The organism is Kribbella catacumbae DSM 19601 (genome assembly GCF_000372465.1).
Classification (GTDB): Bacteria; Actinomycetota; Actinomycetes; order Propionibacteriales; family Kribbellaceae; genus Kribbella; species Kribbella catacumbae.
In genome coordinates this window covers 214,039-239,088 of record NZ_AQUZ01000003.1, presented here as the reverse complement: position 1 = coordinate 239,088, position 25,050 = coordinate 214,039, and the positions used below count along the sequence as shown (strand labels likewise).

Sequence of the window (25,050 nt, the reverse complement as noted above, 5' to 3'; positions counted from 1 at the left end):
TAAGTCATTTAACCGAGCCTGAGACCTTGACTCTCCTCAGGAAAAGCACCTATAGATCGGATGAATCGACTTTTTGCCGTGGAGGTCAGGATGAACGGAACACGAGTACGGACCCGACGCCGGCTGGTCGCCGCCGCCGCGGTCCTGGCACTGGGAATCCTCTCCGCGTGCGGAGGTGGCAACGACGCGGGCGGCGAGTCCGGGTCAGCGGACAAGGCCGATCTGACCTGGCAGTTCTGGGTCGGCGGCACCGAGGACCAAGCCGCGTGGCAGAAGGTCGCGGACCAGGCCCACACCGACCACGCGGGGATCACCGTCAAGCTCCAGGGCACCGACTGGAACAGCTACTGGTCCAAGATCGGCACCCTGCTGGCCAGCGGCAAGGCGCCTTGCATCATCGGCATGCAGAGCCTGCGGACCGCGTCGTACGCCGGCGCGATGCTCCCGCTCGACGACCTGATGTCGAAGTACGGGCTGAAGGCCGAGGACTTCGACAAGCCGATCATGGACGGCCTCAAGGTGGACGGGAAGCAGATCGCGATCCCGTACGACTCCGGCCCGATGGTGATCTTCTACAACCGCGACGCGTTCAAGGCCGCCGGGGTGGCCGACCCGAAGCCGGGCTGGACGATGGACGAGTTCAAGGCGGCCGCGAAGAAGCTGACCGCCGCCGGCAAGACCGGCCTGGTGACGACACCCGGCGACTTGGGCGTGACGTCGTGGGTGCGGACCCTGACAGGCGCGGAACCACTCGCCGACGGCAAACTGAACCTCACCGACCCGAAGTTCGTGGAGGGTTTCCAGGGCTGGGCAGACTTCGTCCGCACCGACAAGATCGCGCCGCAGGTGCCGTCCGGCGCCACGGACTTCGAGACCACGCAGTTCACCTCCGGCAAGGCGGCGATGCAGCTGAACGGGCCTTGGTCGCTGATCGACACCAAGGGCAAGGTCAAGTTCAAGCTCGGCGTCGCGCCGATCCCGGCCGGTCCGGACGGCTCCAAGACGTACACGGCCGGCTCGGGCTTCGGCATCGCCCGGTCCTGCAAGACGCCGGACGCCGCGTTCCAGGCGATCATGTCGATGACCAGTGAGAAGCCGCTGACCACACTGGCCGCGGCCGGCCGGGCGTACCCGGCCCGCACCGCCGCGCACCCGGCCTGGTTCACCGCCGCGGGGATCGACGGTGCGAAGGAAACGCTGGACTACGCCTCGGAGAATTCGATCCCGCTGGTCACCTCGAAGAACTGGGTCAAGGTGTCCGACCTGCTCACCCGGTTCGGGACCCAGGCACTGAACGGCGAGGTCCCGCCTGACCAGGCACTGAAGACCATCCAGGACCAGGCGGGCGCTGGCTCCTGATGGGCACCGCGACTGTCGCTCCGCCGGAGCACGTCCCGCCGGGCAGTGCCCCGGCGGGGCGGCGGCCCGCGCTGCGCCGCGACGGCCGGTACGCCGGGATCTTCCTGGCCCCGAGCCTGGTCGGCCTGGCCCTGTTCACGCTGTTCCCGACCGCGATGGCGCTGGGCATCAGCTTGTTCGACTGGCCGGTCTTCGGCGAGCGCAAGTTCCTCGGCTGGGACAACTACTCCCACCTGCTGAGCGACCCGGTGTTCCGGCGGGTGGTGCTGAACACCGCGTTGTTCGTGCTGCTCTACGTCCCGCTGAACGTGGTCATCTCGCTCGGGCTGGCGGTCTGGCTGGGACCGGCGATCAAGGGCCGGCAGGCGTTCCGGGTGCTGTTCTTCATCCCGGTGATGACGCCGATGGTCGCCAACGTGATGGTGTGGCGGCTGCTGTTCCAGCCGGGCGGCCTGCTGGACAGCGGGATGCAGACCTGGTTCGGCATCGACGCCCCGAACTTCCTCGGCTCGTCGAACTGGGCGATGCCGGCGATCGTCGCGATGTCGGTCTGGCAAGGCTTCGGCTACAACTTCCTGGTCTTCTCCGCCGCGCTGGACCAGGTGCCGCAGTCACAACTGGAATCGGCGCAGATCGACGGGGCCGGTCCCCTGCAGCGGTTCCGCTACGTCACCTGGCCGATGATCACGCCGTCGCTCTTCTTCGCCACCACGATGACGCTGATCACCTCGTTCCAGGTGTTCGCGCAGCCGTTCATCCTGACCCAGGGCGGTCCGGGCGTGTCCACCCAGACCATCGTGATGTACGTCTACAACCAGGGCTGGCAGTTCCTCACCATGGGACTCGCCTCGGCCGCGGGCTGGGTGCTGTTCGTGATCATCATGGGCATCACCGCGATCCAGTTCTTCGGCCAGAAGCGGTGGGTGCACTATGACGTCTGACACCGGTACGACCGTCCGCAAGGTGCGCAGCGGCGTCTCGCACGTCCTGCTGGTCATCGTCGCGATCGCCTTCCTCGGGCCCTTGCTGTACGCCGTCTCGACCTCGCTGAAACCGGCGGACGAGGTGTTCACGCCGACACCGGAACTGTTCGGCTCCGAGATCCGCTGGCAGAACTACGCCGACGCGTTCACCTTCGCGCCGTTCGGCCGCTACTTCCTGAACAGCCTGTTCGTCGCGATCGCCGGGACCGCGGTGGTGGTGGTCGCCTCGAGCCTCTCGGCGTACGCGTTCGCCCGGTTGCGATTCAGGGGCCGTGAGCAACTGTTCGTGCTGTTCCTGGGCACATTGATGGTGCCGCAGGAAGTACTGATCGTGCCGATGTACTGGCTGATGCAGTCGCTCGGCTGGGTGGACAGCTACTGGGCGCTGATCTTGCCGTGGGCCTTCACCGCGTTCGGCACCTTCCTGCTCCGGCAGTTCTTCCTCACCGTCCCGGCCGAGCTGGAGGAGGCTGCCCGGGTCGACGGCTGCGGGCCGTTCGGCTCGTTCTTCCGGATCATGCTGCCGCTGGCCCGGCCGGCCCTCGCGGTACTGACCGTCTTCACCTTCATCTCCTTCTGGGGCAGCTTCCTGTGGCCGTTGGTCATCATCAACAGCGTCGAGGACAAGGGCACGGTGCCGCTCGGGCTGGCCCAGTTCATCGGCCAGCAGGGCACCCAGTGGAACCTGATGATGGCCGCCTCGGTCCTGGCCATGCTGCCGACCGTGCTGCTCGTCATCCTGCTGCAGAAGCACCTCGTCCGCGGGTTGCTCGTCACCGGTCTCGGTGGCAGGTAAGCCCTTTCGTACCAGAGAACAGGGATAACGATGACCGACCTGACTCCGTCCGTCGCCAAGTTCAAGGACTGGCGCTTCGGCCTCTTCGTCCATTGGGGCCTGTACTCGCTGCCCGCCCGGCACGAGTGGGTGAAGAACCGCGAGCGGCTCACGGACGAGGACTACCAGCCGTACTTCGACCACTTCGAGCCCGACCTGTACGACCCGCGCGCCTGGGCCCGGGCAGCCCGCGAGGCGGGAATGCGGTACGCAGTACTGACCACCAAGCACCACGAGGGTTTTTGCCTGTGGGACTCCGAGGTGTCGGACTACACGGTCGCGAAAACGTCGTGGGGCAAGGATCTGGTCGGCCCGTTCGTCGAGGCCTGCCGGGCCGAAGGGCTCGGCGTCGGCTTCTACCACTCGCTGATCGACTGGCACCACCCGGAGTTCCCGATCGACCTGGTGCACCCGCAGCGCGATGACGAGGAGGCGATCGCGAAGGCGGCGGGCCGGGACATCGGGGTGTACGCCGACTACCTGCACGCGCAGACGCGGGAACTGCTGACCAACTACGGCCCCATCGACATCATGTGGTTCGACTTCTCCTACCCGGGACGCCAGTACGACGACGGCCGCGACGGGCACGGCAAGGGCAGGGACGACTGGCGTTCGGAGGAACTGATGGCGATGGTCCGGGAGTTGCAGCCCGGCATCCTGATCAACGACCGGCTCGACATCCCCGGCGACTTCGTCACCCCGGAGCAGTACCAGCCGAGCGGGCCGATGATACGAGACGGCCAGCCGGTCGTCTGGGAGGCCTGCCAGACCCTCAACGGGAGCTGGGGATACGACCGCGACAACCTGGACTGGAAGTCACCGGACCTGCTGGTCCGGATGCTGATCGACTCGGTCTCCAAGGACGGCAACCTGCTCCTCAACGTCGGCCCGACCGGGCGAGGCGAGTTCGACCCGCGCGCGCTGGACACGCTGAGCGAGATCGGCCGGTGGACCCGCCTGCACAGCCGGTCGGTGCACGGTGCCGGTCCGAGCGAGCTCGAAGCACCGCAGGACTGCCGCTTCACCCAACGGGGTGACCGGCTCTACCTGCACGTCCTGTCCTGGCCGATGCAGCACCTGCACCTGCCGGGGATGGCCGGCAAGGTCCGCTATGCCCAGTTCCTGCACGACGCGTCCGAGGTACGGCGTACCGTCACCGACCCCGAGCAGACCGCCCAGAACACCACGATGGGCGGGCTCGCCCCCGGCACGCTGACCCTGGAACTCCCGACCCAGCGCCCCGACGTCCTGGTCCCGGTGATCGAGCTGTACCTGACCTGACCCCACCCCAGCGATCATTCGCCCCGTTTTCACCCGCTCGCCAGCCTGCGCCGTGGTCGCCGACATGCAGGGCGGGTGAAAACGGGGCGAATGATCGCAAGGTCGAGGGGCAGGGGGTCAGTCGAGCGGCGTGGGGCGGGCAGGCTGGTCGCCGCCTCGCGCCTCGAGGTAGGAGTTCTTCGGGACCATTACCTTGCGCTTGAACAGGCAGACGACGGTGCCGTCCTGCTTGTAGCCCTTCGTCTCCACGTAGACGACGCCGCGGTCGTCCTTCGACTTGGACTCCCATTTGTCCAGCACGGTCGTCTCGCCGTAGATGGTGTCGCCGTGGAAGGTCGGCGCGATGTGCCGCAGGGACTCGATCTCCAGGTTGGCGATCGCCTTGCCGCTCACGTCCGGGACCGACATACCGAGCAGGATCGAGTAGATGTAGTTGCCAACCACAACGTTCTTGCCGAACTGGGTGGTCTGCTCGGCGTAGTTGGCGTCCAGGTGCAGCGGGTGGTGGTTCATCGTGAGCAGGCAGAACAGGTGGTCGTCGGACTCGGTGACCGTCTTGCCGGGCCAGTGCTTGTAGACCGCACCGACCTCGAATTCCTCGTAACTACGACCGAACTGCATCCCTGCTCCTTCCAGTGAGCCCCCATGCTGCCGAATCCGGGGGCCGAGCGGCAGTACCGCGCCGCGTGGCCTTCCTCTCAGCCGTGTGACAGGGCGGGAGAGATACGTCACCCAGAGGTGAGCGATCGGTAAGGGCTTGCTGTTTCCCTGGTGCTGTCACTGTGCCCGGGCCTTCGGGGCCTGGACTGGGGAAGGACAGCATGCTGCGGATTCACTTCACTGCCGAGGACATTGCCCGGACGACGCTGGCGGCCGAGCCGGATCCCCTCTGGGAGGTTCTGCTCAGCCTGCACATGCTGCAGGTCGAGGACGGGCCGCTGGCCTTCGGCGCCTGGCGCCAGCGGATGCGCCGGAGGCTTCCACGGCAGGCAGTGGGGCCGTTGACCGCGCTGGCTCCGCCGCTGGGCTACTCCCCCGACTTCCTCACGCCTTCCGGCCAGTCGAGCGACTTCGGCGACGCGGTCGACCTGATGCTGTCGGCACCACGTCATCAGGTGCGTACCGACCTGTCCAAGCTCTCTCCCCGCCGTACTGCGGTCACCTGGGTGCGGCAGCTCTCGGAAGCGCGGCCGGAGACCTTGCACCGCCTCGGCCACTCGGTCCGTGTCTACCACCGCTCCGCGCTGGCGGGGTACTGGCCGTCGCTGCGGTCTGCCGTGCAGGCGGACAACCGGCAGCGGATGCAGCAGCTGACTACCGGCGGTGTCGCGTCGATGCTGGCGGGGATCCACCCACAGACGCGCTGGCACGGCCAGGTACTGGAGGTCTCTCCCTTCCCCGACCAAGACCTGTGGCTGAACGGCCGGGGCCTGCGCCTCCAGCCGTCGTACTTCTGCTGGCGGGCACCCACGACGCTGCTGGACGCCGACCTGCCGCCGGTGCTGGTGTTCCCGATCAAGCGAGCCGGCGGGCTCTTGCACCAGGACCGGTCGGGCGCCGACACCCAGGAGCGGCTGGCCGCTCTCGTGGGCCGGACCCGCGCGACAGTACTGGCGCTGACCGTCGAGGGCTCGTCCACGACCCAGCTGGCGCGCTCGTGTGACATCACCCTCGCGACGGCCAGCCACCAGACCGCAGTACTGCGGGACGCGGGGCTGATCGTGTCGCATCGCCAGGGGAAGTCGGTGATCCATCAGGCAACCTCTCTGGGGCACGCGCTGCTGGAAGGAATCGACCCTTGGTCGGGAGACACTGACGTGCATGAATCCCGCCTTCCGTCTCCTGGGCCCCATCGCGGTCCTTGAAGAGGGAAGAGCGGTGCCGATCGGGGCACCCCGGCTGCGGACCCTGCTGGCGGCGTTGCTGGTCAACGCGAACCAGACCGTCACCTTCTCGGAACTAGTCCTCTGGCTATGGGGTGGTGAGCCGCCGGCGCAGCCACAACGCGCTCTGCACACCACGGTGTCGCGGCTGCGGGCCATTCTCGGGCCGGACTCCGGGCTGCAGACCGTCATCGGCGGCTACCGGCTCGACGTCGACGACGACCAGCTGGACCTCCGGCAGTTCCGGCTCCTGGCCGCCGCGGGGACCATCGACGACCTGACGGCGGCACTGCGGCTCTGGGAGGGCGCGCCGCTGACCGGCGCGCTGGACTACCCGGTGGTCCGGGACCAGCGGATGGTGCTGCAGGAGGAGTGGCTGCGGGTCACTGAGCAACTGATCGACGCACGACTGGCGCTGCGGGAGCACACGGAGCTGATACCGGAGCTGACCTCGCTCACGAAGCAGTACCCGCTCCGGGAACGGTTCTGGGCCCAGCTGATGCTCGCCTTGCACAACTCGGCTCGGCAGGCGGACGCGCTCGCGGCGTACCACCAGGTGGCCGGCCTGCTGCGGGACGAGCTGGGCATCGACCCCGGCGAGGAGATCCGGCGCGTCCACCTTGCCGTGCTGGCCGGGCAGGCGAATGAGCGGCCAGCAGCGCCGGCTGAGTGGCAGGTGCATCGGCAGCTGCCTCTCGACATCGGGGACTTCGTCGGTCGGCAGGACGAGGTCGATGCGATCGTGGCCCGGCTGACGAGCCCTGGCGCAGTACCGGTGGTCACTATCAGCGGGGCGCCGGGTGCGGGCAAGACAGCCCTGGCTGTGCGGGTGGCCCATCGGCTGCGGAGTAGGTATCCCGACGGTCAGTGGTACCTGCGGCTGGATGGTGCTGGGGACTCCGAGCGAGATCCTCTCGAGGTACTGCGTTCGCTGCTCGAGCTAGCGGGCTCTGAGGTACTGACGGGTGACGCTGACACGCTCTCGGCTCGCTTGCGCTCACTGCTGGCCGACAAGCAGGTGCTGATCCTGCTCGACGATGCCAAGGACTCCCAGCAGGTCCGGCCGCTGTTGCCGGGCTCGCGCAAGAGCGCAGTACTGGTGACGAGCCGGAACGAGCTTGCTGGGTTGAGCGTTCTCGACAGTGCGTTGGGGACGACTGTCGCAGTACTGGAGTTGGCTGAGGCTGTTGACCTGCTGCGGGCTGTGGTTGGCTCCGAGAGGGTCGATCGGGAGTTGTACGCCACGGAGGAGCTCGCCAGGTTGTGTGGCTGCCTGCCGCTCGCATTGCGGATCGCTGCCGGCCACCTGGCTCTGCGCTCGGATGACTCGATCGCCGCGTACGTCGAGGAGCTTCGGGGCAGCAACAGGCTGCTCGCGCTGGCCGTAATCGGTGAGCCCGATGCAGCTGTCGAGGGCGCGTTCGCCCGCTCGTACGAAGGGTTGCTACCCAACTCACGACGCCTGTTCGCACTGCTGGGACTAGTGCCCGGTCCAGACGTGACTGTCGCAACCGTTGCCGCACTACTCGGCACAGGTCCGCAGCAAGCGGGTTCCTTGCTGGACAGTCTGGTCAGCGCCAACCTGCTGGTCCGCCAAGCCGACCGGTACCGCATGCACGACCTAATCCGCCTGTACGCCGAACAGCGTGCAGAGGTGGAGCCTGAAGCCCAAGCAGCCTGGCTCCGGCTGTGTGAGTGGTACCTGTCGACCACTGATGCCGCCACTCGTTTCGGCTACCTGCCGGCTGTCCGGCTGACTCCCCTGCTGGGTCCACAGGTCTTCAGTACTGCGGATGAGGCGCAGGCCTGGCTGGAGCAGGAGGAGGCCAGCCTGGTCGCCGTAGTCAAGCGTGCCGTCGAGCGCGGGCCTGTCCAGGTCGCCTGGCAGCTGACTGACGTCCTCAGGCAGTACCTGACCGTCAACCATCGAGTCGACGCCTGGCGAGCGGCCGTGCTGGCCGGGATGACGGCCGCTCGGTCCACCGACGACCTTGCCGGGCAGGGTGCGATGCTGCACAGCCTCGCAGCCCTGCGGTTCGTCACTGGCGACAACGGTGCGGCGATTGAACTGGCCAGCCAGGCTGCGGAGCTCTATGCCCGGGCAGGGTTCGGTCTTGGCTACTCGGCGCTGCTGTGCAACCTGGGGATGGCCTATGACGACATGGGCGAGTCACGGAAGGCCGCAGACCTGCTGAACCGTGGAGTGACGGGTCTGCGCGAGTTCGACCGCCCTGGAGCTCTGGTCAACGCGCTGAACAGCCTCAGCAACGCGGAGTGCAACCTGGGTGAGCTGGACGCGGCACTGGCGGCAGCGGACGAGGCAGCCGCCATCGCGCCCGACAACCGCAGCAGGACAGTGGCCCTGTTCAACCGCGGTGTCGCTCATCGGCTGCTGGGCGACCTGGTGCAAGCCGAGGTGGACCTCAGCGAAGCAGTGGAGACCGAGGACGAGTCACTGCCGCAGCAGTACGAGGCTGCCTTGCTCTACGCCGATCTGGGCTACCTGGAGGAAGCCGAGAGCTGGGCCCGGCGAGCACTGACGCGCAGCCACGGGAACGGCCAGCCCTGGCACGAAGCGGCCGCCCTGAACACCCTGGGAACGATCTGCAGCCGGCGTGGCCATTGGAACGACGCCGCTCGCTACCACCAAGCCGCCGGCGGGATCGCCCGGAGCAACGGCCACCGGGCGACAGTCGCGGAGTCGGTGCTGGGACTGGCGGAAGCCGATCAAGGCAGAGGGCAACCGGAACGAGCCACGGAGCTGGCCAAGCAGGCGTTGTCGTCCGCCCGCCAGCTCGGCCTTCGCATCCTCGCCTGCCGCGCTCTGCTCCTCCTCGCCATCCTGGAACCCGCCGCCGGCCACGCTGCCGAAGCAACGGCCATCCAGGAGGAGACTGGGTTTGTTCCTAGTTCGACTGCTCGGGCAGGCGCGGAGCGACCTCGCCCTTGAGGGCCAGCTTGGCCAGGTGGTTGCGGGCCTCTTCGGCGTACTTGAAGTCGCACAGGACGTCGTAGGTCGTCGCGACCACCGCGGTGCGGGAGGTGAAGTCGCGGCGGCCGCCGAGCTGGCCGTAGCCGATCGCGCCGAACGCCATCCCGAAGAGCCCACCGAGCACCACACCGGTGATCAGGGCGGCCAGCCAACCGCCGTTGCCGCTGGTGAACAGCCCGAGCAGGACACCGACGAACAGACCGAACCAGGCACCGCTGGCCAGACCGGCGGTGATCGCCTTGCCCCAGCTCAACCGCCCGGTGATCTTCTCCACCTGGCGAAGGTTGTTGCCGACGATGGTGGTGTGCTCGACCGGGAACTTCTCGTCCGAGAGGTAGTCGACCGCTCGCTGCGCCTCCCGGTACGTGTCGTACGTCCCGATCGTCAAACCGGTCGGTCTGGGGTCCATCGAGGGCATGCCCTGCGTGGTCATCGTCGTTCCTCTCCGCTTGCTTCCAACTCCATCATTGCCGACGGCTGGTGACGGCACATTGATAGCCTCGCCTCGATGACCGGGCGGAAGTGGGACTTGGGCGCGACACGCCGCGTTGGACGTGCCTTCGCCAGGCGTCCCGCCGGTGCTCCGGCACCCCTCGATCTGGTCGGCAGCGGCAAGCTGGACGGCGCCCTGGTCGACTGGGCCTACTACCGTGGCGGCCGCCGCGACACCAGGACCGGATCGTACGTCGACGCGCTCACCCGGGCCAGGCGCGGCGACGGCTTCGTCTGGATCGGCCTGTTCGAGCCGAACGTCCAGCAACTGGCAGTGATCGGCAGCGAGTTCGGGCTGCACCCACTGGCTCTCGAGGACGCCGCCGAGGCCCACCAGCGGCCGAAGCTGGAGCGGTACGACGAGACGCTGTTCGCAGTACTGAAGACGGTCCGGTACGTCCCGCACGGCGACCTCACCGCCACCAGCGAGGTGGTCGAGTCCGGTGAGGTGATGGTGTTCTGCGGACCGGGCTTCGTGATCACTGTGCGGCACGGGGACCACGGCGAGCTGGCCGGCCTGCGACAGCGGCTGGAGAAGGAGCCGGACCGGCTGGCGGCCGGCCCGGGTGGCGTCCTGCACGCCATCACCGACCACGTGGTGGACAGCTACCTGGACGTGGCGGACGCCGTACAGGCCGATATCGACCTGATCGAGAGCGACATGTTCAGCCCGCGCGGCTGGCGCAACATCGACCGGGTCTACCAGCTCAAGCGCGAGGTCCTGGAGCTGAAGCGCGCCGTGGCGCCGCTGACCGGCCCGATGCGCGCGCTGTCCACCCTGCGGCATCCGCTGATCGGCGACGACATCAGGAACTACTTCCGCGACGTCGACGACCACCTGTTGCGGGTGAAGGAACAAGTGGTCTCGTTCGACGAGCTGCTCAGCTCGATCCTGCAGGCCGGGCTGGCCCAGGTCCAGGTGGCGGAGAACGACGACATGCGCCGGATCTCCGCCACGGTGGCGATCCTCGCGGTGCCGACCCTGATCGCCGGCGTCTACGGGATGAACTTCGACAACATGCCCGAGACCACCTGGAAATACGGGTACTACGGGGTGCTCGCGTTGATGGTGACGGTCTGTACGGTGCTTTACCTGCTGTTCAAGCGGAATCGCTGGCTCTGACGCCGCACCGTCATCAACTGAGCCGCTTTTACCGGCTCCGCGGCCAGATGGCAACCTTTTGCCATGGCCACCACTGCCCCGCCGGAGGGTGACTCAAACGGTTGTGGGGGCTTGAACCGACCTGCTTCAATCGGTCCATCGCGTTCGGTCAGCAGTCCGCCACAGCCTGCGACCGCGGCATCGGGGGCAGCATCGACCGGATGTCGGAGACGCTCAGGACCAGGGAGGGCGCTGTGCTTCGCATTCATTTCACCCCGCGCGATCTCGCACGCACGACGGTCTCGACGAAGCCTGCTCCGTCCTGGGAAATCCTGCTCAGCCTGCACATGCTCCAGCACTCCGAGGGTCGGCTGATCTTCGAGGACTGGCGCCGCTCGGTCCGTACCAAGGTGTCGCCGGACCAGATGCGGCTGCTGCTCGAGCTGACGCCGCCGAAGGGCTACTCCCCGGACTTCCTCACCCCGGCCGAGTCCGCGCCGGACTTCGAGACCGGGCTGGAGATGACCCTGTCGACCCCGCGGCAGCAGCTGCGCAGCCAGCTGGAGCTGCTGAGCAAGTACCGCCCGGTCTCGCCGTGGACCCGGGAGCTCGCCCAGGGCGACAGCAGCTCGCTGCACAAGCTAGGACGGGCCATCCGGTCGTACCACGACGCCGCGATCGCGCCGTTCTGGAAGTCGATCGGCACCCACGTCTCCGCCGACCACGCGCACCGCGGCGAGTCCCTGGCCCGGCACGGCGTCGACCGGCTGCTGTCGACCCTGCACCCGCGGGTCCGCTGGGTGGCGCCGGTGCTGCAGGTCCTGGACATGCAGGACCGCGACCTCTACCTGGACGGGCGCGGTATCGAGCTGCAGCCGTCCGCGTTCTGCTGGCAGGTGCCCACCAAGCTGCGGGATCCGGAGCTGAAGCCGATCCTGGTCTACCCGATCCAGCACGCGCCGGGCATCCTGCGTCAGGCTGGAGCCGACCTCGGCGCCTCGGCGGACGTTCTCGGCTCACTGCTCGGCTCCACTCGGGCCGCCGCACTGGAAGCCACCGTGACCGGCTGTACTACGACCGAGCTGGCCCGGCTCTGCAAGATCTCCCCGGCGGCGGCCAGCCACCAGGCGACAGTGCTGCGCGAGGCAGGGCTGATCACCACCCGGCGGATCGGCGCAGCGGTGCGGCACGAGATCACCCAGCTCGGCATCTGGCTACTGTCCGGCCACGGCTCCGGCAGCCTCCGCCAGAGCCAGCGGCCCGCAGTACCGACACGCTGAGGCCCAGAGTGAGTTAGCCGCGCTCCGCCTGATCGAGCCCCGCCCAGCAGCCGGATCGCGGCCCCCGGTTCAGGCACGGCCCGCTGTGACATCTGCCTCCGCTCCCCAGCCCGCAGGGTCGCAGGGTATCGCGGGGACCGTAAGAAGCGTGACAGGCCGATGACAGGCAGTACCGGCAAGATGGTGCCCGAGATCAGGAGGGGGCGTTCCGATTGCTGCGGATTCATTTCACCGGCCAGGACCTGGCCCGGACGACACTGGCCGAGGAGCCGGACCCGCTCTGGGAGGTGCTGCTGAGCCTGCACCAACTCCAGGGCCGTGACGGCGTGGGCCACTACGGCTTCTGGCGTGAGCGGACGCGGCGACAGTTCCCGCGGCATGCGGAGCGGCTGCTGCACCTCGCACCGCCCCGCGGCTACTCACCTGACTTCCTGACGCCCGCGCACGCGGGTGGGAGCTTCGATGACGCAGTCGAGGAGGTACTGACGGCATCGCCACGCCGCGTACGCCGGGAGCTGGAGCTGATCCGTCGTCCCGGGACGAGCTGGACCCGCGACCTGGCCGCGGGACATCGCGACGCGGTCACGGGCCTGGGCCAGTCGCTCCGGGCCTACCACCGGCACGCGATAGCGCCGTACTGGGACTCCATCCGCTCCACGGTCCGTGGCAACCTGCAGCAGCAGGTCAGCCGGCTGACCGGCGCCGGCGTCGACGACCTGCTGAGCAACCTGCACCCCGCCGTGAGGTGGGACCGGCCGGTGCTGAAGATCATGGGCTTCGCCGAGCGGGACCTGCACCTGGAGGGCCGCGGCCTTCGCCTGCAGCCGTCCTTGTTCTGCTGGCAGACGCCGACGAAGCTGTTCGACCCGATGCTGCCGCCAGTGCTCGTCTACCCGGTCCGGACGGTTCCCGGCGCACTGCACTTGACGACAGAAGAGTCCCGCACCGAGCCGCTGGCCGCGCTGCTCGGCACCACCCGTGCGGCTGCCCTAGCGGCCATCGCGGACGTGTGTACGACGACTGAGCTGGCCCGCCGCTGCCAGATCTCCCTGGCTGGAGCCAGCCGTCAAGCAGGCATCCTGCGAGAGGCCGGCCTGATCACCACCCGCCGGGCGGGCCAAGCCGTCCTGCACGACCTGACTCCGCTTGGCCAGGCCTTGCTGGACGGCTCAGAGCTGCCGGTTCACAGCTTGTAGTCCTCGAGCAGGCGACGGCCGATGATCATCCGCTGGATGTCGGCCGTCCCCTCCCCGATCAGCAGCATCGGCGCCTCGCGGTACAGCCGCTCGATCTCGTACTCCTTCGAGAACCCGTAGCCGCCGTGGATCCGGAACGAGTCCTCGACCACCTGCGAGCAGTACTCGCTGGCCAGGTACTTCGCCACCCCGGCCTCGAAGTCGTTGCGGGAGCCGGAGTCCTTCTTCCGGGCCGCCTTCACCATCAGCTCGTGCGCGGCCTCGACCTTGACCGCCATGTCGGCCAGCCGGAACAGCACTGCCTGGTGCTCGGCGATCTTCTTGCCGAACGTCTCGCGCTGCTGGGCGTACGAGATGCCCAACTCGAACGCGCGCCGGGCCACCCCGCAGCCGCGCGCGGCCACGTTCACCCGGCCGACCTCGACGCCGTCCATCATCTGGTAGAAACCCTTGCCAGGTACGCCGCCGAGAACCTGATCGGCGCTGATCTGGTAGCCGTCGAAGATCAGCTCGGTCGTATCGACGCCCTTGTAGCCCATCTTCTCGATCTTGCCCGGCACGGTCAGGCCCTTGTCGACCTCGCCGAAGCCCGGCTCCTTCTCGACCAGGAAGGTGGTCATGTTCTTGTAGACCGAGTCGGAGCCCTCATCGGTCTTGGTGAGTACTGCGACCAGGTTGCTCGTGCCACCGTTGGTCAGCCACATCTTCTGGCCGTTGATCGTGTAGCTGTCGCCATCTTTGACGGCCTTGGTCTTGATCGCGGCGACGTCGGAGCCACAACCGGGCTCGGACATCGAGAACGCGCCGCGAACGTCGCCGGTCGCCATCCGCGGCAGGTACTTCTGCTTCTGCTCGTCGGTGCCGTGCTGCAACAGCATGTAGGCGACGATGAAATGCGTGTTGATGATGCCGGACACGCTCATCCAGCCGCGGGCGATCTCCTCGACGCAGAGCGCGTAGGTCAGCAGCGACTCCCCCAGACCGCCGTACTCCTCCGGGATCATCAGCCCGAACAGGCCGAGCTCCTTGAGCCCTTCGACGATCGCGGTCGGGTACTCGTCCTTGTGCTCCAGCTCGGTGGCGACCGGGAGGATCTCGGACTCGACGAAGGCCCGGACCGTCTTCAGGATCTCCTCCTGGATGTCGGTGAGTCCCTCGGTCTGCTGCAACCTGCTCATCAGCGGCGCTCCTTCCGTCGGCCCGCGACACTTACTCGTGAGTATCGCGGGTCCCAGCATCGCGGCCGAGCTTGACACCCGCTGTGACACCGGCCACCTCCGGACCGTCACCTGCCTCACGCCGTACTGCGGGCGCGGGGTTCTACTCGTTCGGGTTCCAGCCGTTGGGGTTGTCGCCGTCGCCGTCGCCTTCGCGGGGAAGGGTGCGGCCGATGGCGGCGAACAGTACTGAGATCTGCGGCGTGGACTGCCAGCGTCCGTCCCGCTGAGCCTCGATCAGCCGGTTCCGGGCCTGCTGGAACTGCTGCGAGGCCTCGTCGGTGTCGCCTTCCTCCAGAGCCTTGGCGGCCTGGTCCAGATCCTTGGCCGCCTCACGCGCTGTCCGCATGCCACGCTCCTGCTGGTGCTCGCGCACCAACTGCGCAAGAGCCCGCAGCGACTCCGGACTCCCGACCTGCGGAGTCGAGGGCATCTTGCTGGGCGTCTTCTTGGGAGTGGCCTTCTTCGTCGGCGTCTTACTCGGCGTAGGAGTCGGCTTGGGCTTCACAACCGGCTTCACGGTGGCCGACGGCGTAGTAGACGGCACTCCGCCGGCCTTGGCAGTCGGGTCAGAGGAAACGCCTTCCCTCAACAACGCCGCAATCACCACACCGGCCACCAGCACTCCCACAGCCACGAGCGCCTTAGCGAAGGGCACCCGCCGCCGAGGCGGCTCCATAGCCTCCTCGCGCTCATCAAACGCTCCAGCGGGCAGGATCCGGGCGGCAGGCGGGAGCTCCGCCGCGCCCGCACCAGCTCCGCTGGCGACTGCCGCGCTTCCAGCGCCGGCGCCGTAGCCCGCCTCGCCCGCGCCACCTGCCAGCCCTCCCGCAAGGAGGGTTGGTAGGACTTGGGTGCTGTTGTTTGCTGTTGGAGCTGCAGGCTGGTTCAGGTAGGTGAGTACTGCGGCTGCCGAGGAGGGGCGGGCCGCGGGGTTCTTGGCGAGTAGGGCCATGACCAGGTCCGCGAGCCCGGGCGCCGCGTCAGTACGGCGTACCGGGGGTGGGGTGGTGTCCAGATGCTGGCGCATGACGTCCATGACGTCTGTTCCGACGAAAGGCGTCGTGCCCTCGAGTAGTTCGTAGAGGACGCAGCCGAGGGCGTACCAGTCGCTCGCGGGCGTCGCACGCTCGCCTCGCACCTGCTCGGGCGAGACGTAGCCGGCAGTGCCGAGCAGTACCGGCCCGGTCGCCCCGTCCATGCCGGTTGCCTGGGCGATACCGAAGTCAGTGATCTTGAGGGTGCCGTCGGGCGCCAGCAGCAGGTTGCCCGGCTTCACGTCGCGGTGGACGATCCCGGCGGCGTGGGCGGCGTCCAGCGCGCGTGCACCTTGCAGTGCGATGTCAGCGACGAACCGCTCCGGCGGCAACCCCTTGGAGCGCAGCAGCTGAGCCAAGTCGGGTCCGTCGACGAGTTCCATCACCAGGAACACCTGGCCGTTCGCAGTACCGACGTCGTACGTCGCGACCACGTTCGGGTGGGTCAGGCGAGCCGCGGCGCGCGCCTCGGTGCGGAACCGCTCGGCGGCGTCCATCGGGTCGCCTTCGAGCCGGCGCAGCAACTTCACTGCCACCGGCCGCGCGAGGACCGTGTCCTCGCCTCGCCACACCTCGCCTGCGCCGCCGTGCCCCAGCGGAGCCAGCAATCGATAGCGCCCCGCGAGTACCTCGCCGTTCACAACAACACCTCACTACACCTGTCAGCCGGATCGCCGCCCTACCCTAGGCGGCCTGCTCCATCAGAGCGAGTCCACAGCCAATTCCTTCAGCAAACCTTGCCGCCACTACCTGTTCATTCGCCCCTTTTTCACCCTCGTTGGCGACAACCCGGCGCTGTCGGCTGGATGGTGAGGGTGAAAAAGGGGCGAATGAACAGGTAGTGGTGGGTGGACCATGAGAATCCGGTGACAGCGATGTCACTGCAAGCTAGGTTGCTGTTCATGTTGCGCAGACTGTCTTTGCTGGTCGTCGCCGGCCTCGCCGCGGCGTCCCTTACTTCGACCACAGCGGGCGCGGCGCCCGCAGTACCGGCCGGCCACGAACTGCCGACCGTGCGGTGCGAGTTCACGCCGACGCCGGAGAACCCGGCGGCCAAGCCGGTCACCCTTCCCTCGCCGATCGCCGTCGCGAAGGGCACCGTCGACGTGTTCTTCGCGACGAACTACGGGTCGTTCGTGGTCCGGATGGACCGGGCGAACGCGCCGTGCGGGGTGTCGAACTTCGTCCACCTGACCAAGAGCCGGTTCTACGACAAGACCCAGTGTTTCCGGCTGACGAACTCCGCGCGGCTCGGGGTGCTGCAGTGCGGTGACATCTACCGGCAGGAGGAGGGCGGACCGGGGTACAAGTTCCCGGACGAGGTCACCGGCAAGGAGACCTACCCGCGCGGCACCGTTGCCATGGGCAACCAAGGGCCGGGGACGAACGGCAGCGAGTTCTTCGTCGTGCACTCGTTCGCCAACATCCCGCCGAACTACACCGTGCTCGGCAAGGTGATCCACGGCATGGCCGCGTTCGACCGGATGGTCAAGGCCGGCATCGCCGACCCGGACCAGGACGGCCCGCCGGTCCGCCCGATCCGCATCCTGAAGGTCCTCACCTTCGGCTGAGCCGAGGCGAGGGTCAGTCCTCGGGCTTCCAGACGTTGGTGCGGGTCATGCCCGCGGCGCGGCCCTTGGCGGAGATGACGAGTGCCATCTTGCGGGAGGCCTCGTCGATCATCTCGTCGCCGAGCATCACCGCGCCGCGGGCGCCACCGGCGGCCGAGGTGAAGTGGTCGTAGGCGTCGAGGATGTTCTCGGAGTGGTCGTAGTCGTCCTGCCGCGGCGAGTAGACCTCGTTCGCGGCGGCGATCTGGTCCGGGTGCAGCACCCACTTGCCGTCGAAGCCGAGCGCGGCCGAACGGCTGGCCACCCGCCGGAAGCCGTCCAGCTCCTTGATCTGCAGGTACGGCCCGTCGATCGCCTGCTTCCCGTAGGCGCGGGCCGCCATCAGGATCTGCATCAGGATGTAGTGGTAGGCGTCGCCGACGTCGTACCCGGGCGGTTGCTCGCCGACCACCAGCGACTTCATGTTGATCGACGCCATGAAGTCGGCCGGGCCGAAGATGATCGTCTCGACCCGCGGCGAGGCGGCGGCGATCGCGTTCACGTTGGTCAGGCCGAGCGCGTTCTCGATCTGCGCCTCGATCCCGAGCCGGCCCTGCTCCAGCCCGTGCACCTTCTCCAGCTGGGTCAGCAGCAGGTCGAGCGCGACCACCTGCTCGGCGGTCTGCACCTTCGGCAGCATGATGCAGTCGAGGTTCGCGCCAGCGCCGGCGACGACCTCGATCACGTCGGCGTAGGTCCACTCGGTGGTCCAGTCGTTCACCCGGACCACGCGGGTCTTGCTGCCCCAGCCACCCTCGTTCAGCGCGGCGACGATGTTCTTGCGCGCGTCCACCTTGGCGATCGGCGCGACCGAGTCCTCCAGGTCGAGGAACACCTGGTCGGCGTCCAGGCCCTTGGCCTTCTCGAGGAAGCGCGGGTTGGATCCCGGCGTCGCCAGGCACGAACGCCTGCTCCGGAAGGCCTTGCCGGTGGTTGTCTCGTCAGCCATCGCCGCATCCTAAGGTCTTGGTTACCCGTCGGTCACTCGCAGCGTACGGCGAAACGAGTCGGTGCGGGCCGGTGACATCCCTCACGCCAGCCGGTGGATGTGGTGGGAGTCACCGGGCCGGGAACGACCCGGTCGTGGGTGATGATCGTGCCGTGCTGGAGCCTCTCGGTCTGACTCATGCTGAGCAGGACCTCTACGAACAGCTCGTGTCCCGCCGGCCGGTGACCGAGGCCGAGGTGAGCGACCCGATCGCCGCCAAGCGTCTGGTCGAGCTCGGCCTGATCACGCTGATGCCCTCCGACCCGCCGCGGTACCTCGTGCTGCCACCGGACATCGCCCTGGAGCTCCTGGTCCGCGACCGCGAGCTGGAGCTGGCCCGGGCGCGGCAGGAGACGGTGCTGCTCGCCACCCACTTCCACACCAGTACTGCGCGCAGCGAGCCGCCCGAGCTGATCGAAGTACTCCGGGGAGAGCCGGAGATCGCCGCTGGGATCGAGCGGCTCATCCGGACCGCCAAGAGCGAGGTGTGCTTCGCAGACGCGCCGCCGTTCATGGACGACCCGAGTCAGGTGCATCAGGAGGAGCTGGAGCAGCTCGGGGACGGTATCGGCTTCCGGATCCTCTACGACCGGCGGAGGTCCGTCGATCGGCCAGGGCGGATTGCGGCGCGCGTACGCGGCGTCAACGATGGCGAGCAGGCGCGGGTCGGGCACGTACCGATGAAGCTGATCCTGACCGATGGGCCGATGGCCTTCGTACCGATCGACATCAGTGCGACGAAGTACTCGGCTGCGCTGCTGATCCACGATCCGACCCTGATCGCCGCCTTGCGGACGCTGTTCGAGCTGCTCTGGAGCAGGGCAGTCCCACTAGCCACGTACGCCGGGCAGTCGGGGAGCACGGACGGCCCGACCGAGCAGGAACGCGAGTTGCTCGCCCTCCTGATGTCAGGCCTCACGGATGGCGAGACCGCCGCGCAGCTGGGGTGGACCGAGCGCAGCGTGCGTTCACGGATCGACCGGCTGCGCCAGCGGCTAGGAGCCGACACCAGGTTCCAAGCCGGCTACCAGGCCGTACGACGGGGATGGCTGGAACCACATGACGGATGACCTTTCAGCGCTGGGGCTGACGCCGGCCGAGCAGGCGGCGTACCGGGATCTGATCGCGCACGAACCTGTACCGGACGGCGACGCGCTGGCGGCGCTGGTGGAGAAGGGGCTGGCGACGCTCGTCGATGGCGTCTACACAGCGGTGGCTCCAGATATCGCGCTGGAGGTGTTGCTGCTCGACCGCGAGCGGAAGCTGCGAGAGGCCCGCGAGCACATCGCAGCTCTCAAAGTTGCCTACCGCAAGCATGTCACCTCGCCGACGCCGACACTGGTCGAATACGTGAGCGGCGCGGAAGCTGTGGGGCAGCGGCTCGTTCAGGTCCAGCAGGCGGCTCGGTCCGAGCTCCGCAGGTTGGTCCGAGCTCCGCAAGCACCTGTCGACGTACAGGCCGAGTGCCGGACGATCTATGAGGCCGCAGCGCTGCCGGGGAACCCAGCTGGCGAGGTGCGAGTGGTGCCGGTCCTGCCGATGGAGATCTACTTCGTCGACGACAGGCTGGCGTTGATAGTGCTCGGGGAGGACAGTGCCGCGATCCTGCAGCCGTGTGGGCTGTTCGACGCCTATGTGGAGCTCTTCGAGCGGCTGTGGGAGTGTTCGCTGCCCGCTGCAGCCGACGACCAGGCGGAAGCCCACCTGCTGACGTCGCTGCTGCTGTCAGGGCTCACGGACCACGCGATCGCCCGGCAGCTCGGGGTCAGCCCGCGGACTACTCAGCGCAAACTGGCCGCGCTCATGCACGAACTCGGCGCGCGGACCCGGTTCCAGGCGGGAGCACAGGCTGCGCTCCGCGACTTGTGACACCCTGTTCGGGTGACGACTGACGAGGCTGTTGCAGAGATCGCCGGGGTGATGAAGAAGGCCGGGCTCGTCTGGTTGTCCTGGAACGGCGGACGACCCGCCCCGGCTTGGTTTGCCACAGTGGACGGCACGTACGTAGTACTGGCTGACAGGGCTGGCAGTGCTGAGCAGCCGCTGCCCGGGTTGGCCGAGGCGGGGACGGCGGAGGTCGTAGTACCGGCTAAGCCCGCTACTAACCGTCTGGCCGGGTGGACTGCCGCAGTACGCCGCCTGGAGCCCGGCAGCGAGGAGTGGACCGCCGCAGCCCAGGTACTGCGTACTGAGCGGCTCAACGCGGACGGTCTCGACACCCAACTCGACCGCTGGCAGACAGAGGCCGACCTGCTCGTCCTGGAGCCCACTGGCGAGCTCACCGAGACCACCGGCCGCTACGACGGCCGCCTGCGCCTGGAGCCGCCCACGGGCAGCCCGGCCACTACCCGCGGCAAACGCCCGATCACCCTCCACAAGCGCTCCAAGCGCAGGCCGAAGCTGACCTGAGCCATGTCCCGGCCGGGGAGAGCCTGCCTGGGGCATTAGCCTTCGAGGTATGAGCGGCCCTCCATCACGCGTTTACGTGGCTCGGCTGGCTGGTCTTCCCGTGTTCGATCCGAACGGGGACCAGGTCGGCAAGGTTCGCGACGTCATCGTGATGCTCCGGCAGGGGACGCAGCCGCCGCGCGTGCTCGGGCTGGTGGTCGAGGTGTTCACCCGGCGGCGGATCTTCCTGCCGATGACGCGGGTGACCTCGGTCGACGTCGGCCACGTGATCACCACCGGGCTGGTGAACATGCGCCGGTTCCAGCAGCGCCCGACCGAAGTACTGGTGATCGGCGAACTGCTGGACCGGACGGTGACGATCCGCGAGACGGGTACCGAGGCGATTGTGTTCGACCTCGCGATGGAGCAATGGCGCACGCGCGACTGGGTGCTGTCCAAGGTGGCCGTCGCCGAGGGAGGCAAGCGGTTCCGGCGCCGTCGCGGGCAGTCGCACGTGCTCGACTGGGCCGACGTGAGCGGCTTCGCGCAGATGGAGGAAGGTCAGGGCGCGACCCACATCCTCGCGGCCTTCGAGTCGATGAAGCCGGCGGACCTGGCCGGCGTACTGCATGAACTGTCGCCCAAGCGGCGCAAGGAGATCGCTGCCGCGCTGCCCGACGAGCGGCTGGCCGACGTACTGGAGGAACTGCCCGAGGACGACCAGGTGGAGATCCTGGCCGGCCTGGACACCGAGCGGGCCGCGGACGTGCTCGAGGAGATGTCACCCGACGACGCGGCCGATCTGATCGCTGATCTGCCGACCGACATAGCCGAGCGGCTGCTGACCTTAATGGAGCCAGACGAGGCCGAGGACGTCCGCCGGCTGCTCACCTACGAGGAGCGGACGGCCGGCGGCTTGATGACGTCGGAGCCGGTGATCCTGCCCGCCGACGCCACCGTCGCCGATGCGCTCGCGCATGTCCGCAACGCTGAACTGAGCCCCGCGCTGGCCGCGATGATCTACGTCTGCCGGCCGCCACTGGAGACGCCGACCGGCCGTTTCATCGGCATCGGTCATATCCAGCGGCTGCTCCGCGAACCGCCGTCCGCACTCGTCTCCGGCGTCCTGGACACCGATCTCGACGGGCTCCGGCCGGACGACAGTTTGCATGCCGTGAGCAAGTACCTCGCCACCTACAACCTGGTGGCGGCACCGGTACTCGACGACGAGGGCCGGCTGCTCGGCGCGGTCACCGTCGACGACGTACTGGATCACCTGCTCCCCGACGACTGGCGCGAACCCGATCAGCAGGAGGTGGACGGCCATGGCCCGTGACGACCGCAGTACCGACGAGCGCCGGTTGACCCGGCCGGCCACTGTGGGTCGGCTGGACATCCCCCGCGAACTGCGCCGCACGATCGTGCGGCGCCGCGCGTACGACGCGGACGCGTTCGGCCGGATGTCCGAACGGATCGCGCGCTTCCTCGGCACCGGGCAGTTCCTGGTCTACATGACCGCGACGATCCTGTTCTGGGTCGCCTGGAACGTCTTCGCGCCGGAGTACCTGCGCTGGGACCAGTACCCGTTCATCTTCCTGACCCTCGCCCTCAGCCTGCAGGCGTCGTACGCCGCCCCGCTGATCCTGCTCGCCCAGAACCGCCAGGAGTCCCGCGACCGGGTCCAGTACGAACGCGACCGCGACGTGGACGCCCGGACCCGCGCCGACATGGAGTTCCTCGCCCGCGAGATGGCCGCCCTGCGAATGTCCGTCGGCGAGGTAGCGACCCGGGACTTCCTCCGCTCGGAACTACGCACCCTCCTGGCCGAACTGGAACTCAAAGACCGCGAGGACGACCGGGTCTGAACCCCCGATCCGCAGTCCAGGGCGCTGGTTAGGGTTGCCTTGCCGGAGCTACGTCACATGGACCGGAATGGGTGGGTGTGCGGGGAGCACGTAGCCTGGTGTGTATGGCCCCAACTGCTGATCAGGTGACCGCCGCGCTCGGTGGCGTGATGGACCCGGAGATCAAGAAGCCGATCACCGAGCTGGGCATGGTCGAGTCCGTCGTCGTGAAGACCGATGGCGTGGTCGCGGTGAAGATCCTGCTGACCGTCGCGGGCTGTCCGATGAAGGACACCCTGCGTCGTGACACGACCGCCGCCGTCAGCGCGCTCGACGGTGTGACCGGCGTGGAGATCGAGCTCGGCGTGATGTCGGCCGAGCAGCGCGCCGCCCTGCAGACCCAGTTGCGCGGTGGGGTGGCGGAGAAGGAGATCCCGTTCGCCCGGGCCGACTCGCTGACCAAGGTGTTCGCGATCGCGTCCGGCAAGGGTGGCGTCGGCAAGTCGTCCGTGACGGTGAACCTGGCCGTCGCGATGGCGGCCAAGGGGTTGTCGGTCGGCGTCCTGGACGCGGACATCTACGGCCACTCGATCCCGGCGATGTTCGGTGTCGCCGACGAGCGGCCGACCGCGGTGAACGACATGATCATGCCGGTGCCCGCGCACGGCGTGAAGGTGATCTCGATCGGCATGCTGAAGCCCAAGCGCGACCAGGTCGTCGCCTGGCGGGGACCGATCCTGGACCGCGCGCTGGTGCAGATGCTGGCCGACGTCTACTGGGGCGACCTCGACGTCCTGCTGCTCGACCTGCCGCCGGGTACCGGCGACATCGCGATCTCGGTCGGCCAGCGGCTGACCAGCGCCGAGGTCATCGTCGTGACCACCCCGCAGGAGGCCGCCGCCGAGGTGGCCGAGCGGGCCGGCACGATGGCGCAGATGGTGCACCAGCGGGTGGCCGGCGTGATCGAGAACATGTCCTTCCTGCCCTGCCCGCACTGCGGTCCCGAGCACCGGATCGAGATCTTCGGTTCCGGTGGTGGGGCGCGAGTGGCGGCGACGTTGTCTCAGCGGCTTGGGTACGAGATTCCGCTGCTGGGCGAGGTACCGCTGGACGAGCGCCTCCGTAGTGGTGGCGACATCGGCGAGCCGCTGGTGAAGTCGGACCCGGAGACCCCGGCCGCGCTGGTACTCGGCGAGATCGCCGAACGCCTCGGCGGCAAGCCCCGAGGCCTCCTCGGCCGCCAACTGGGCCTGTCCCCCGTCGGCCGCTGATCGCTGACCGCTTCAGGGGTCACTCGCGCGCCCTCTCCAGGGTTCGCTCGCTGGCCTGCTGTACGGGTGTGCGCGGAGATCTCGCTCGTTGGTCCGGCGGCGCCAGCAGTCGACGCGCCCGCTCTCCACGGAGGTAGTCGTTGAGCTGTGATTGCCCGGGCCGCGCGTTTTCGTCAGACTGCGCGGGTGCCTTTTCCTGTCGAGACACCGGTCCTGACCGATGGCGTGGTGACGCTGCGCGCGCCCCACCCAGCTGACGTCCCTGGCGCCGTCGAGCGCTACACCTCCGAAGACACCTCCTTCAACGCCGACGACGCCCGCAACTGGATCGCGTACGGGATCGCCGAGTCCTGGGCCAGCGGGTCCCGGCTGGTGTTCGTCATCGAGTACCAAGGCCGGTATGCCGGTACCGTCGGCCTGCAGCCCGATGCGATGGGCAACGCGAGTGTGCACTTCGGGCTGTCCCCGTGGGCTCGTGGCACCGGAGTCGCCGCGCGGGCGGTCCGGCTGGCGCTCGAATTCGGCTTCTCCACCTGCGGCTTCGCCGTGATCCATTGGTGGGCGGTCGACGGGAACTGGGGTTCCCGCCGCGTCGCCTGGGCCACCGGCTTCCACTTCGGGCCTACGATTCCCGGCATGGCCGAGACCGGCGGACGGCGTACCGACGCGTGGACCGGCTGGATCACGCCTACTGATCCCCGCGAGCCGTCGTCGCGGTGGTTCGAGAACCCGGTACTGGAGACCGGACGGCTTCGGTTGCGCACCTGGCGCGACGACGAGGTCGACCGGATCACCACCGCCCGAACCAACCAGGCGACCGCGCACTTCCTGCCGTTCATCCCGCAGCCCTTCACCGCCGAGGACGCCCGCTTCTGGCTGAAGGACATGACCTCGCAGGCGGCCGCCGGCCTCCGGTTCAACTGGTGCTTGGCGGATCTCGACTCAGATGTTGCTCTAGGCAACTTAACGTTGTTCAACCTGCATGATGGCGAGGGCGAGCTCGGCTACTGGGCGCACCCCGACGCGCAAGGGCGGGGCTTGATGGGCGAGGCGTTGCGACGGGTTTCGCAGTGGTTCTTCACGCCGACAGCTGACGGCGGCTTCGGCAGCCGGCGCTTGGTAGTCCGCACCGCCGCCACGAACAAGGCGGCCCGCCGGGTGGCCGAGTCAGCCGGCTTCAAACACGCCGGGACGGATCGCGAGGCATTCGCCCTGGGCAGCGGGCTTCTCGACAACCGGGTGGTTTACGACCTCTTGGCGTCGGATTAGGTGGGGTGCCGGCGTGGGGTGAG

At 68.1% G+C, this 25,050-nt stretch carries 22 protein-coding genes; 17 read left to right on the top strand and 5 right to left on the bottom strand.

Annotated features, from left to right (window positions below; genetic code table 11):
• Positions 1-90: 90 nt before the first annotated feature.
• The 4 genes from A3ES_RS46295 to A3ES_RS0105100 are packed head-to-tail and all read left to right on the top strand — an operon-like array spanning position 91 to position 4,458.
• Positions 91-1,359 (top strand): ABC transporter substrate-binding protein, encoded by a 1,269-nt coding sequence (locus tag A3ES_RS46295; RefSeq protein ID WP_020385708.1) that lies wholly within the window; start codon positions 91-93, stop codon positions 1,357-1,359.
• Entirely contained in the window at positions 1,359-2,300 is a 942-nt protein-coding gene (locus A3ES_RS0105110) for a carbohydrate ABC transporter permease (protein ID WP_020385707.1), read from the top strand. The genes A3ES_RS46295 and A3ES_RS0105110 overlap by 1 nt, the downstream gene beginning before the upstream one ends.
• Positions 2,290-3,138, top strand: a complete 849-nt coding sequence (locus A3ES_RS0105105) for a carbohydrate ABC transporter permease (protein WP_020385706.1) — start codon at positions 2,290-2,292, stop codon at positions 3,136-3,138. The genes A3ES_RS0105110 and A3ES_RS0105105 overlap by 11 nt, the downstream gene beginning before the upstream one ends.
• 30 nt (positions 3,139-3,168) lie before the next feature.
• Positions 3,169-4,458 (top strand): alpha-L-fucosidase, encoded by a 1,290-nt coding sequence (locus tag A3ES_RS0105100; protein ID WP_020385705.1) that lies wholly within the window; start codon positions 3,169-3,171, stop codon positions 4,456-4,458.
• 117 nt (positions 4,459-4,575) lie between these two features.
• Here the strand turns inward: A3ES_RS0105100 and A3ES_RS0105095 are convergent, their stop codons facing one another.
• Entirely contained in the window at positions 4,576-5,079 is a 504-nt protein-coding gene (locus A3ES_RS0105095) for a MaoC family dehydratase (RefSeq protein ID WP_020385704.1), read from the bottom strand.
• A 200-nt stretch (positions 5,080-5,279) separates the two neighbouring features.
• Between A3ES_RS0105095 and A3ES_RS0105090 the strand changes: the two genes are divergently transcribed.
• Positions 5,280-6,323, top strand: a complete 1,044-nt coding sequence (locus A3ES_RS0105090; protein ID WP_020385703.1) for an ArsR/SmtB family transcription factor — start codon at positions 5,280-5,282, stop codon at positions 6,321-6,323.
• A 13-nt stretch (positions 6,324-6,336) separates the two neighbouring features.
• Positions 6,337-9,291, top strand: a complete 2,955-nt coding sequence (locus tag A3ES_RS0105085; RefSeq protein WP_237744857.1) for an AfsR/SARP family transcriptional regulator — start codon at positions 6,337-6,339, stop codon at positions 9,289-9,291.
• Here the strand turns inward: A3ES_RS0105085 and A3ES_RS0105080 are convergent.
• Positions 9,248-9,766 carry a YflT domain-containing protein gene (locus tag A3ES_RS0105080; protein ID WP_020385701.1) on the bottom strand — a complete coding sequence of 173 codons (519 nt, stop codon included), beginning with the start codon at positions 9,764-9,766 and terminating at the stop codon, positions 9,248-9,250. The genes A3ES_RS0105085 and A3ES_RS0105080 overlap by 44 nt on opposite strands.
• A gap of 75 nt (positions 9,767-9,841) precedes the next feature.
• Here A3ES_RS0105080 and A3ES_RS0105075 point away from each other — a divergent pair, with 75 nt between their 5' ends.
• From A3ES_RS0105075 to A3ES_RS0105065, 3 genes are all read left to right on the top strand, one after another.
• On the top strand, positions 9,842-10,948 hold the full coding sequence (locus A3ES_RS0105075) for a magnesium and cobalt transport protein CorA (RefSeq protein WP_020385700.1): 1,107 nt from the start codon (positions 9,842-9,844) through the stop codon (positions 10,946-10,948).
• Positions 10,949-11,181: 233 nt separating this feature from the next.
• Positions 11,182-12,207, top strand: coding sequence for an ArsR/SmtB family transcription factor (locus A3ES_RS0105070; RefSeq protein WP_040454052.1), 1,026 nt, complete (start codon positions 11,182-11,184; stop codon positions 12,205-12,207).
• Positions 12,208-12,419: 212 nt separating this feature from the next.
• The gene (locus A3ES_RS0105065; protein WP_020385698.1) at positions 12,420-13,403 is read left to right on the top strand and encodes a winged helix-turn-helix domain-containing protein; all 984 of its coding nucleotides are present in this window, start codon (positions 12,420-12,422) and stop codon (positions 13,401-13,403) included.
• On the opposite strand, the gene A3ES_RS0105060 is transcribed toward A3ES_RS0105065, so the two are convergent.
• Both A3ES_RS0105060 and A3ES_RS46290 read right to left on the bottom strand, forming a co-directional pair.
• Entirely contained in the window at positions 13,391-14,581 is a 1,191-nt protein-coding gene (locus A3ES_RS0105060; RefSeq protein WP_020385697.1) for an acyl-CoA dehydrogenase family protein, read from the bottom strand. The two genes, A3ES_RS0105065 and A3ES_RS0105060, sit on opposite strands and share 13 nt — an antisense overlap.
• A 142-nt stretch (positions 14,582-14,723) precedes the next feature.
• The gene (locus A3ES_RS46290; RefSeq protein ID WP_020385696.1) at positions 14,724-16,298 is read right to left on the bottom strand and encodes a serine/threonine-protein kinase; all 1,575 of its coding nucleotides are present in this window, start codon (positions 16,296-16,298) and stop codon (positions 14,724-14,726) included.
• 261 nt (positions 16,299-16,559) lie between these two features.
• On the opposite strand from A3ES_RS46290, the gene A3ES_RS0105050 reads away from it, so the two are divergent.
• On the top strand, positions 16,560-17,228 hold the full coding sequence (locus A3ES_RS0105050) for a peptidylprolyl isomerase (RefSeq protein WP_040454051.1): 669 nt from the start codon (positions 16,560-16,562) through the stop codon (positions 17,226-17,228).
• Between the two features lie 13 nt (positions 17,229-17,241).
• Here A3ES_RS0105050 and A3ES_RS0105045 read toward each other — a convergent pair whose 3' ends face one another.
• Positions 17,242-18,216 carry an HpcH/HpaI aldolase/citrate lyase family protein gene (locus A3ES_RS0105045; RefSeq protein ID WP_020385694.1) on the bottom strand — a complete coding sequence of 325 codons (975 nt, stop codon included), beginning with the start codon at positions 18,214-18,216 and terminating at the stop codon, positions 17,242-17,244.
• Positions 18,217-18,368: 152 nt separating this feature from the next.
• Here A3ES_RS0105045 and A3ES_RS0105040 point away from each other — a divergent pair, with 152 nt between their 5' ends.
• The 7 genes from A3ES_RS0105040 to A3ES_RS0105010 all read left to right on the top strand — a co-directional run bounded on the left by A3ES_RS0105040 (position 18,369) and on the right by A3ES_RS0105010 (position 25,027).
• On the top strand, positions 18,369-19,325 hold the full coding sequence (locus A3ES_RS0105040) for a helix-turn-helix transcriptional regulator (protein ID WP_020385693.1): 957 nt from the start codon (positions 18,369-18,371) through the stop codon (positions 19,323-19,325).
• Entirely contained in the window at positions 19,315-20,124 is an 810-nt protein-coding gene (locus A3ES_RS0105035; RefSeq protein ID WP_020385692.1) for a hypothetical protein, read from the top strand. Before A3ES_RS0105040 ends, A3ES_RS0105035 begins: the two co-directional genes overlap by 11 nt.
• A 12-nt stretch (positions 20,125-20,136) precedes the next feature.
• Complete coding sequence (locus A3ES_RS0105030) at positions 20,137-20,664, top strand: hypothetical protein (protein WP_020385691.1); 528 nt, start codon at positions 20,137-20,139, stop codon at positions 20,662-20,664.
• 49 nt (positions 20,665-20,713) lie between these two features.
• Entirely contained in the window at positions 20,714-21,979 is a 1,266-nt protein-coding gene (locus A3ES_RS0105025) for a magnesium transporter MgtE N-terminal domain-containing protein (RefSeq protein WP_040454016.1), read from the top strand.
• Positions 21,969-22,508, top strand: coding sequence for a DUF1003 domain-containing protein (locus A3ES_RS0105020; RefSeq protein ID WP_020385689.1), 540 nt, complete (start codon positions 21,969-21,971; stop codon positions 22,506-22,508). The genes A3ES_RS0105025 and A3ES_RS0105020 overlap by 11 nt, the downstream gene beginning before the upstream one ends.
• 104 nt (positions 22,509-22,612) lie before the next feature.
• Positions 22,613-23,758 carry an Mrp/NBP35 family ATP-binding protein gene (locus A3ES_RS0105015; RefSeq protein WP_020385688.1) on the top strand — a complete coding sequence of 382 codons (1,146 nt, stop codon included), beginning with the start codon at positions 22,613-22,615 and terminating at the stop codon, positions 23,756-23,758.
• A 186-nt stretch (positions 23,759-23,944) separates the two neighbouring features.
• Positions 23,945-25,027, top strand: a complete 1,083-nt coding sequence (locus A3ES_RS0105010; protein WP_157630339.1) for a GNAT family N-acetyltransferase — start codon at positions 23,945-23,947, stop codon at positions 25,025-25,027.
• Positions 25,028-25,050 lie beyond the last annotated feature (23 nt).

Excerpts from the sequence above, each read along its gene's own strand:
- A3ES_RS46295 (WP_020385708.1), top strand. The coding sequence starts at position 91 with ATGAACGGAACACGAGTACGGACCCGACGCCGGCTGGTCGCCGCCGCC.
- A3ES_RS0105110 (WP_020385707.1), top strand. The coding sequence starts at position 1,359 with ATGGGCACCGCGACTGTCGCTCCGCCGGAGCACGTCCCGCCGGGCAGT.
- A3ES_RS0105105 (WP_020385706.1), top strand. The coding sequence starts at position 2,290 with ATGACGTCTGACACCGGTACGACCGTCCGCAAGGTGCGCAGCGGCGTC.
- A3ES_RS0105100 (WP_020385705.1), top strand. The coding sequence starts at position 3,169 with ATGACCGACCTGACTCCGTCCGTCGCCAAGTTCAAGGACTGGCGCTTC.
- A3ES_RS0105095 (WP_020385704.1), bottom strand. The coding sequence starts at position 5,079 with ATGCAGTTCGGTCGTAGTTACGAGGAATTCGAGGTCGGTGCGGTCTAC.
- A3ES_RS0105090 (WP_020385703.1), top strand. The coding sequence starts at position 5,280 with ATGCTGCGGATTCACTTCACTGCCGAGGACATTGCCCGGACGACGCTG.
- A3ES_RS0105080 (WP_020385701.1), bottom strand. The coding sequence starts at position 9,766 with ATGACCACGCAGGGCATGCCCTCGATGGACCCCAGACCGACCGGTTTG.
- A3ES_RS0105075 (WP_020385700.1), top strand. The coding sequence starts at position 9,842 with ATGACCGGGCGGAAGTGGGACTTGGGCGCGACACGCCGCGTTGGACGT.
- A3ES_RS0105060 (WP_020385697.1), bottom strand. The coding sequence starts at position 14,581 with ATGAGCAGGTTGCAGCAGACCGAGGGACTCACCGACATCCAGGAGGAG.
- A3ES_RS0105050 (WP_040454051.1), top strand. The coding sequence starts at position 16,560 with ATGTTGCGCAGACTGTCTTTGCTGGTCGTCGCCGGCCTCGCCGCGGCG.
- A3ES_RS0105045 (WP_020385694.1), bottom strand. The coding sequence starts at position 18,216 with ATGGCTGACGAGACAACCACCGGCAAGGCCTTCCGGAGCAGGCGTTCG.
- A3ES_RS0105035 (WP_020385692.1), top strand. The coding sequence starts at position 19,315 with ATGACGGATGACCTTTCAGCGCTGGGGCTGACGCCGGCCGAGCAGGCG.
- A3ES_RS0105025 (WP_040454016.1), top strand. The coding sequence starts at position 20,714 with ATGAGCGGCCCTCCATCACGCGTTTACGTGGCTCGGCTGGCTGGTCTT.
- A3ES_RS0105020 (WP_020385689.1), top strand. The coding sequence starts at position 21,969 with ATGGCCCGTGACGACCGCAGTACCGACGAGCGCCGGTTGACCCGGCCG.
- A3ES_RS0105015 (WP_020385688.1), top strand. The coding sequence starts at position 22,613 with ATGGCCCCAACTGCTGATCAGGTGACCGCCGCGCTCGGTGGCGTGATG.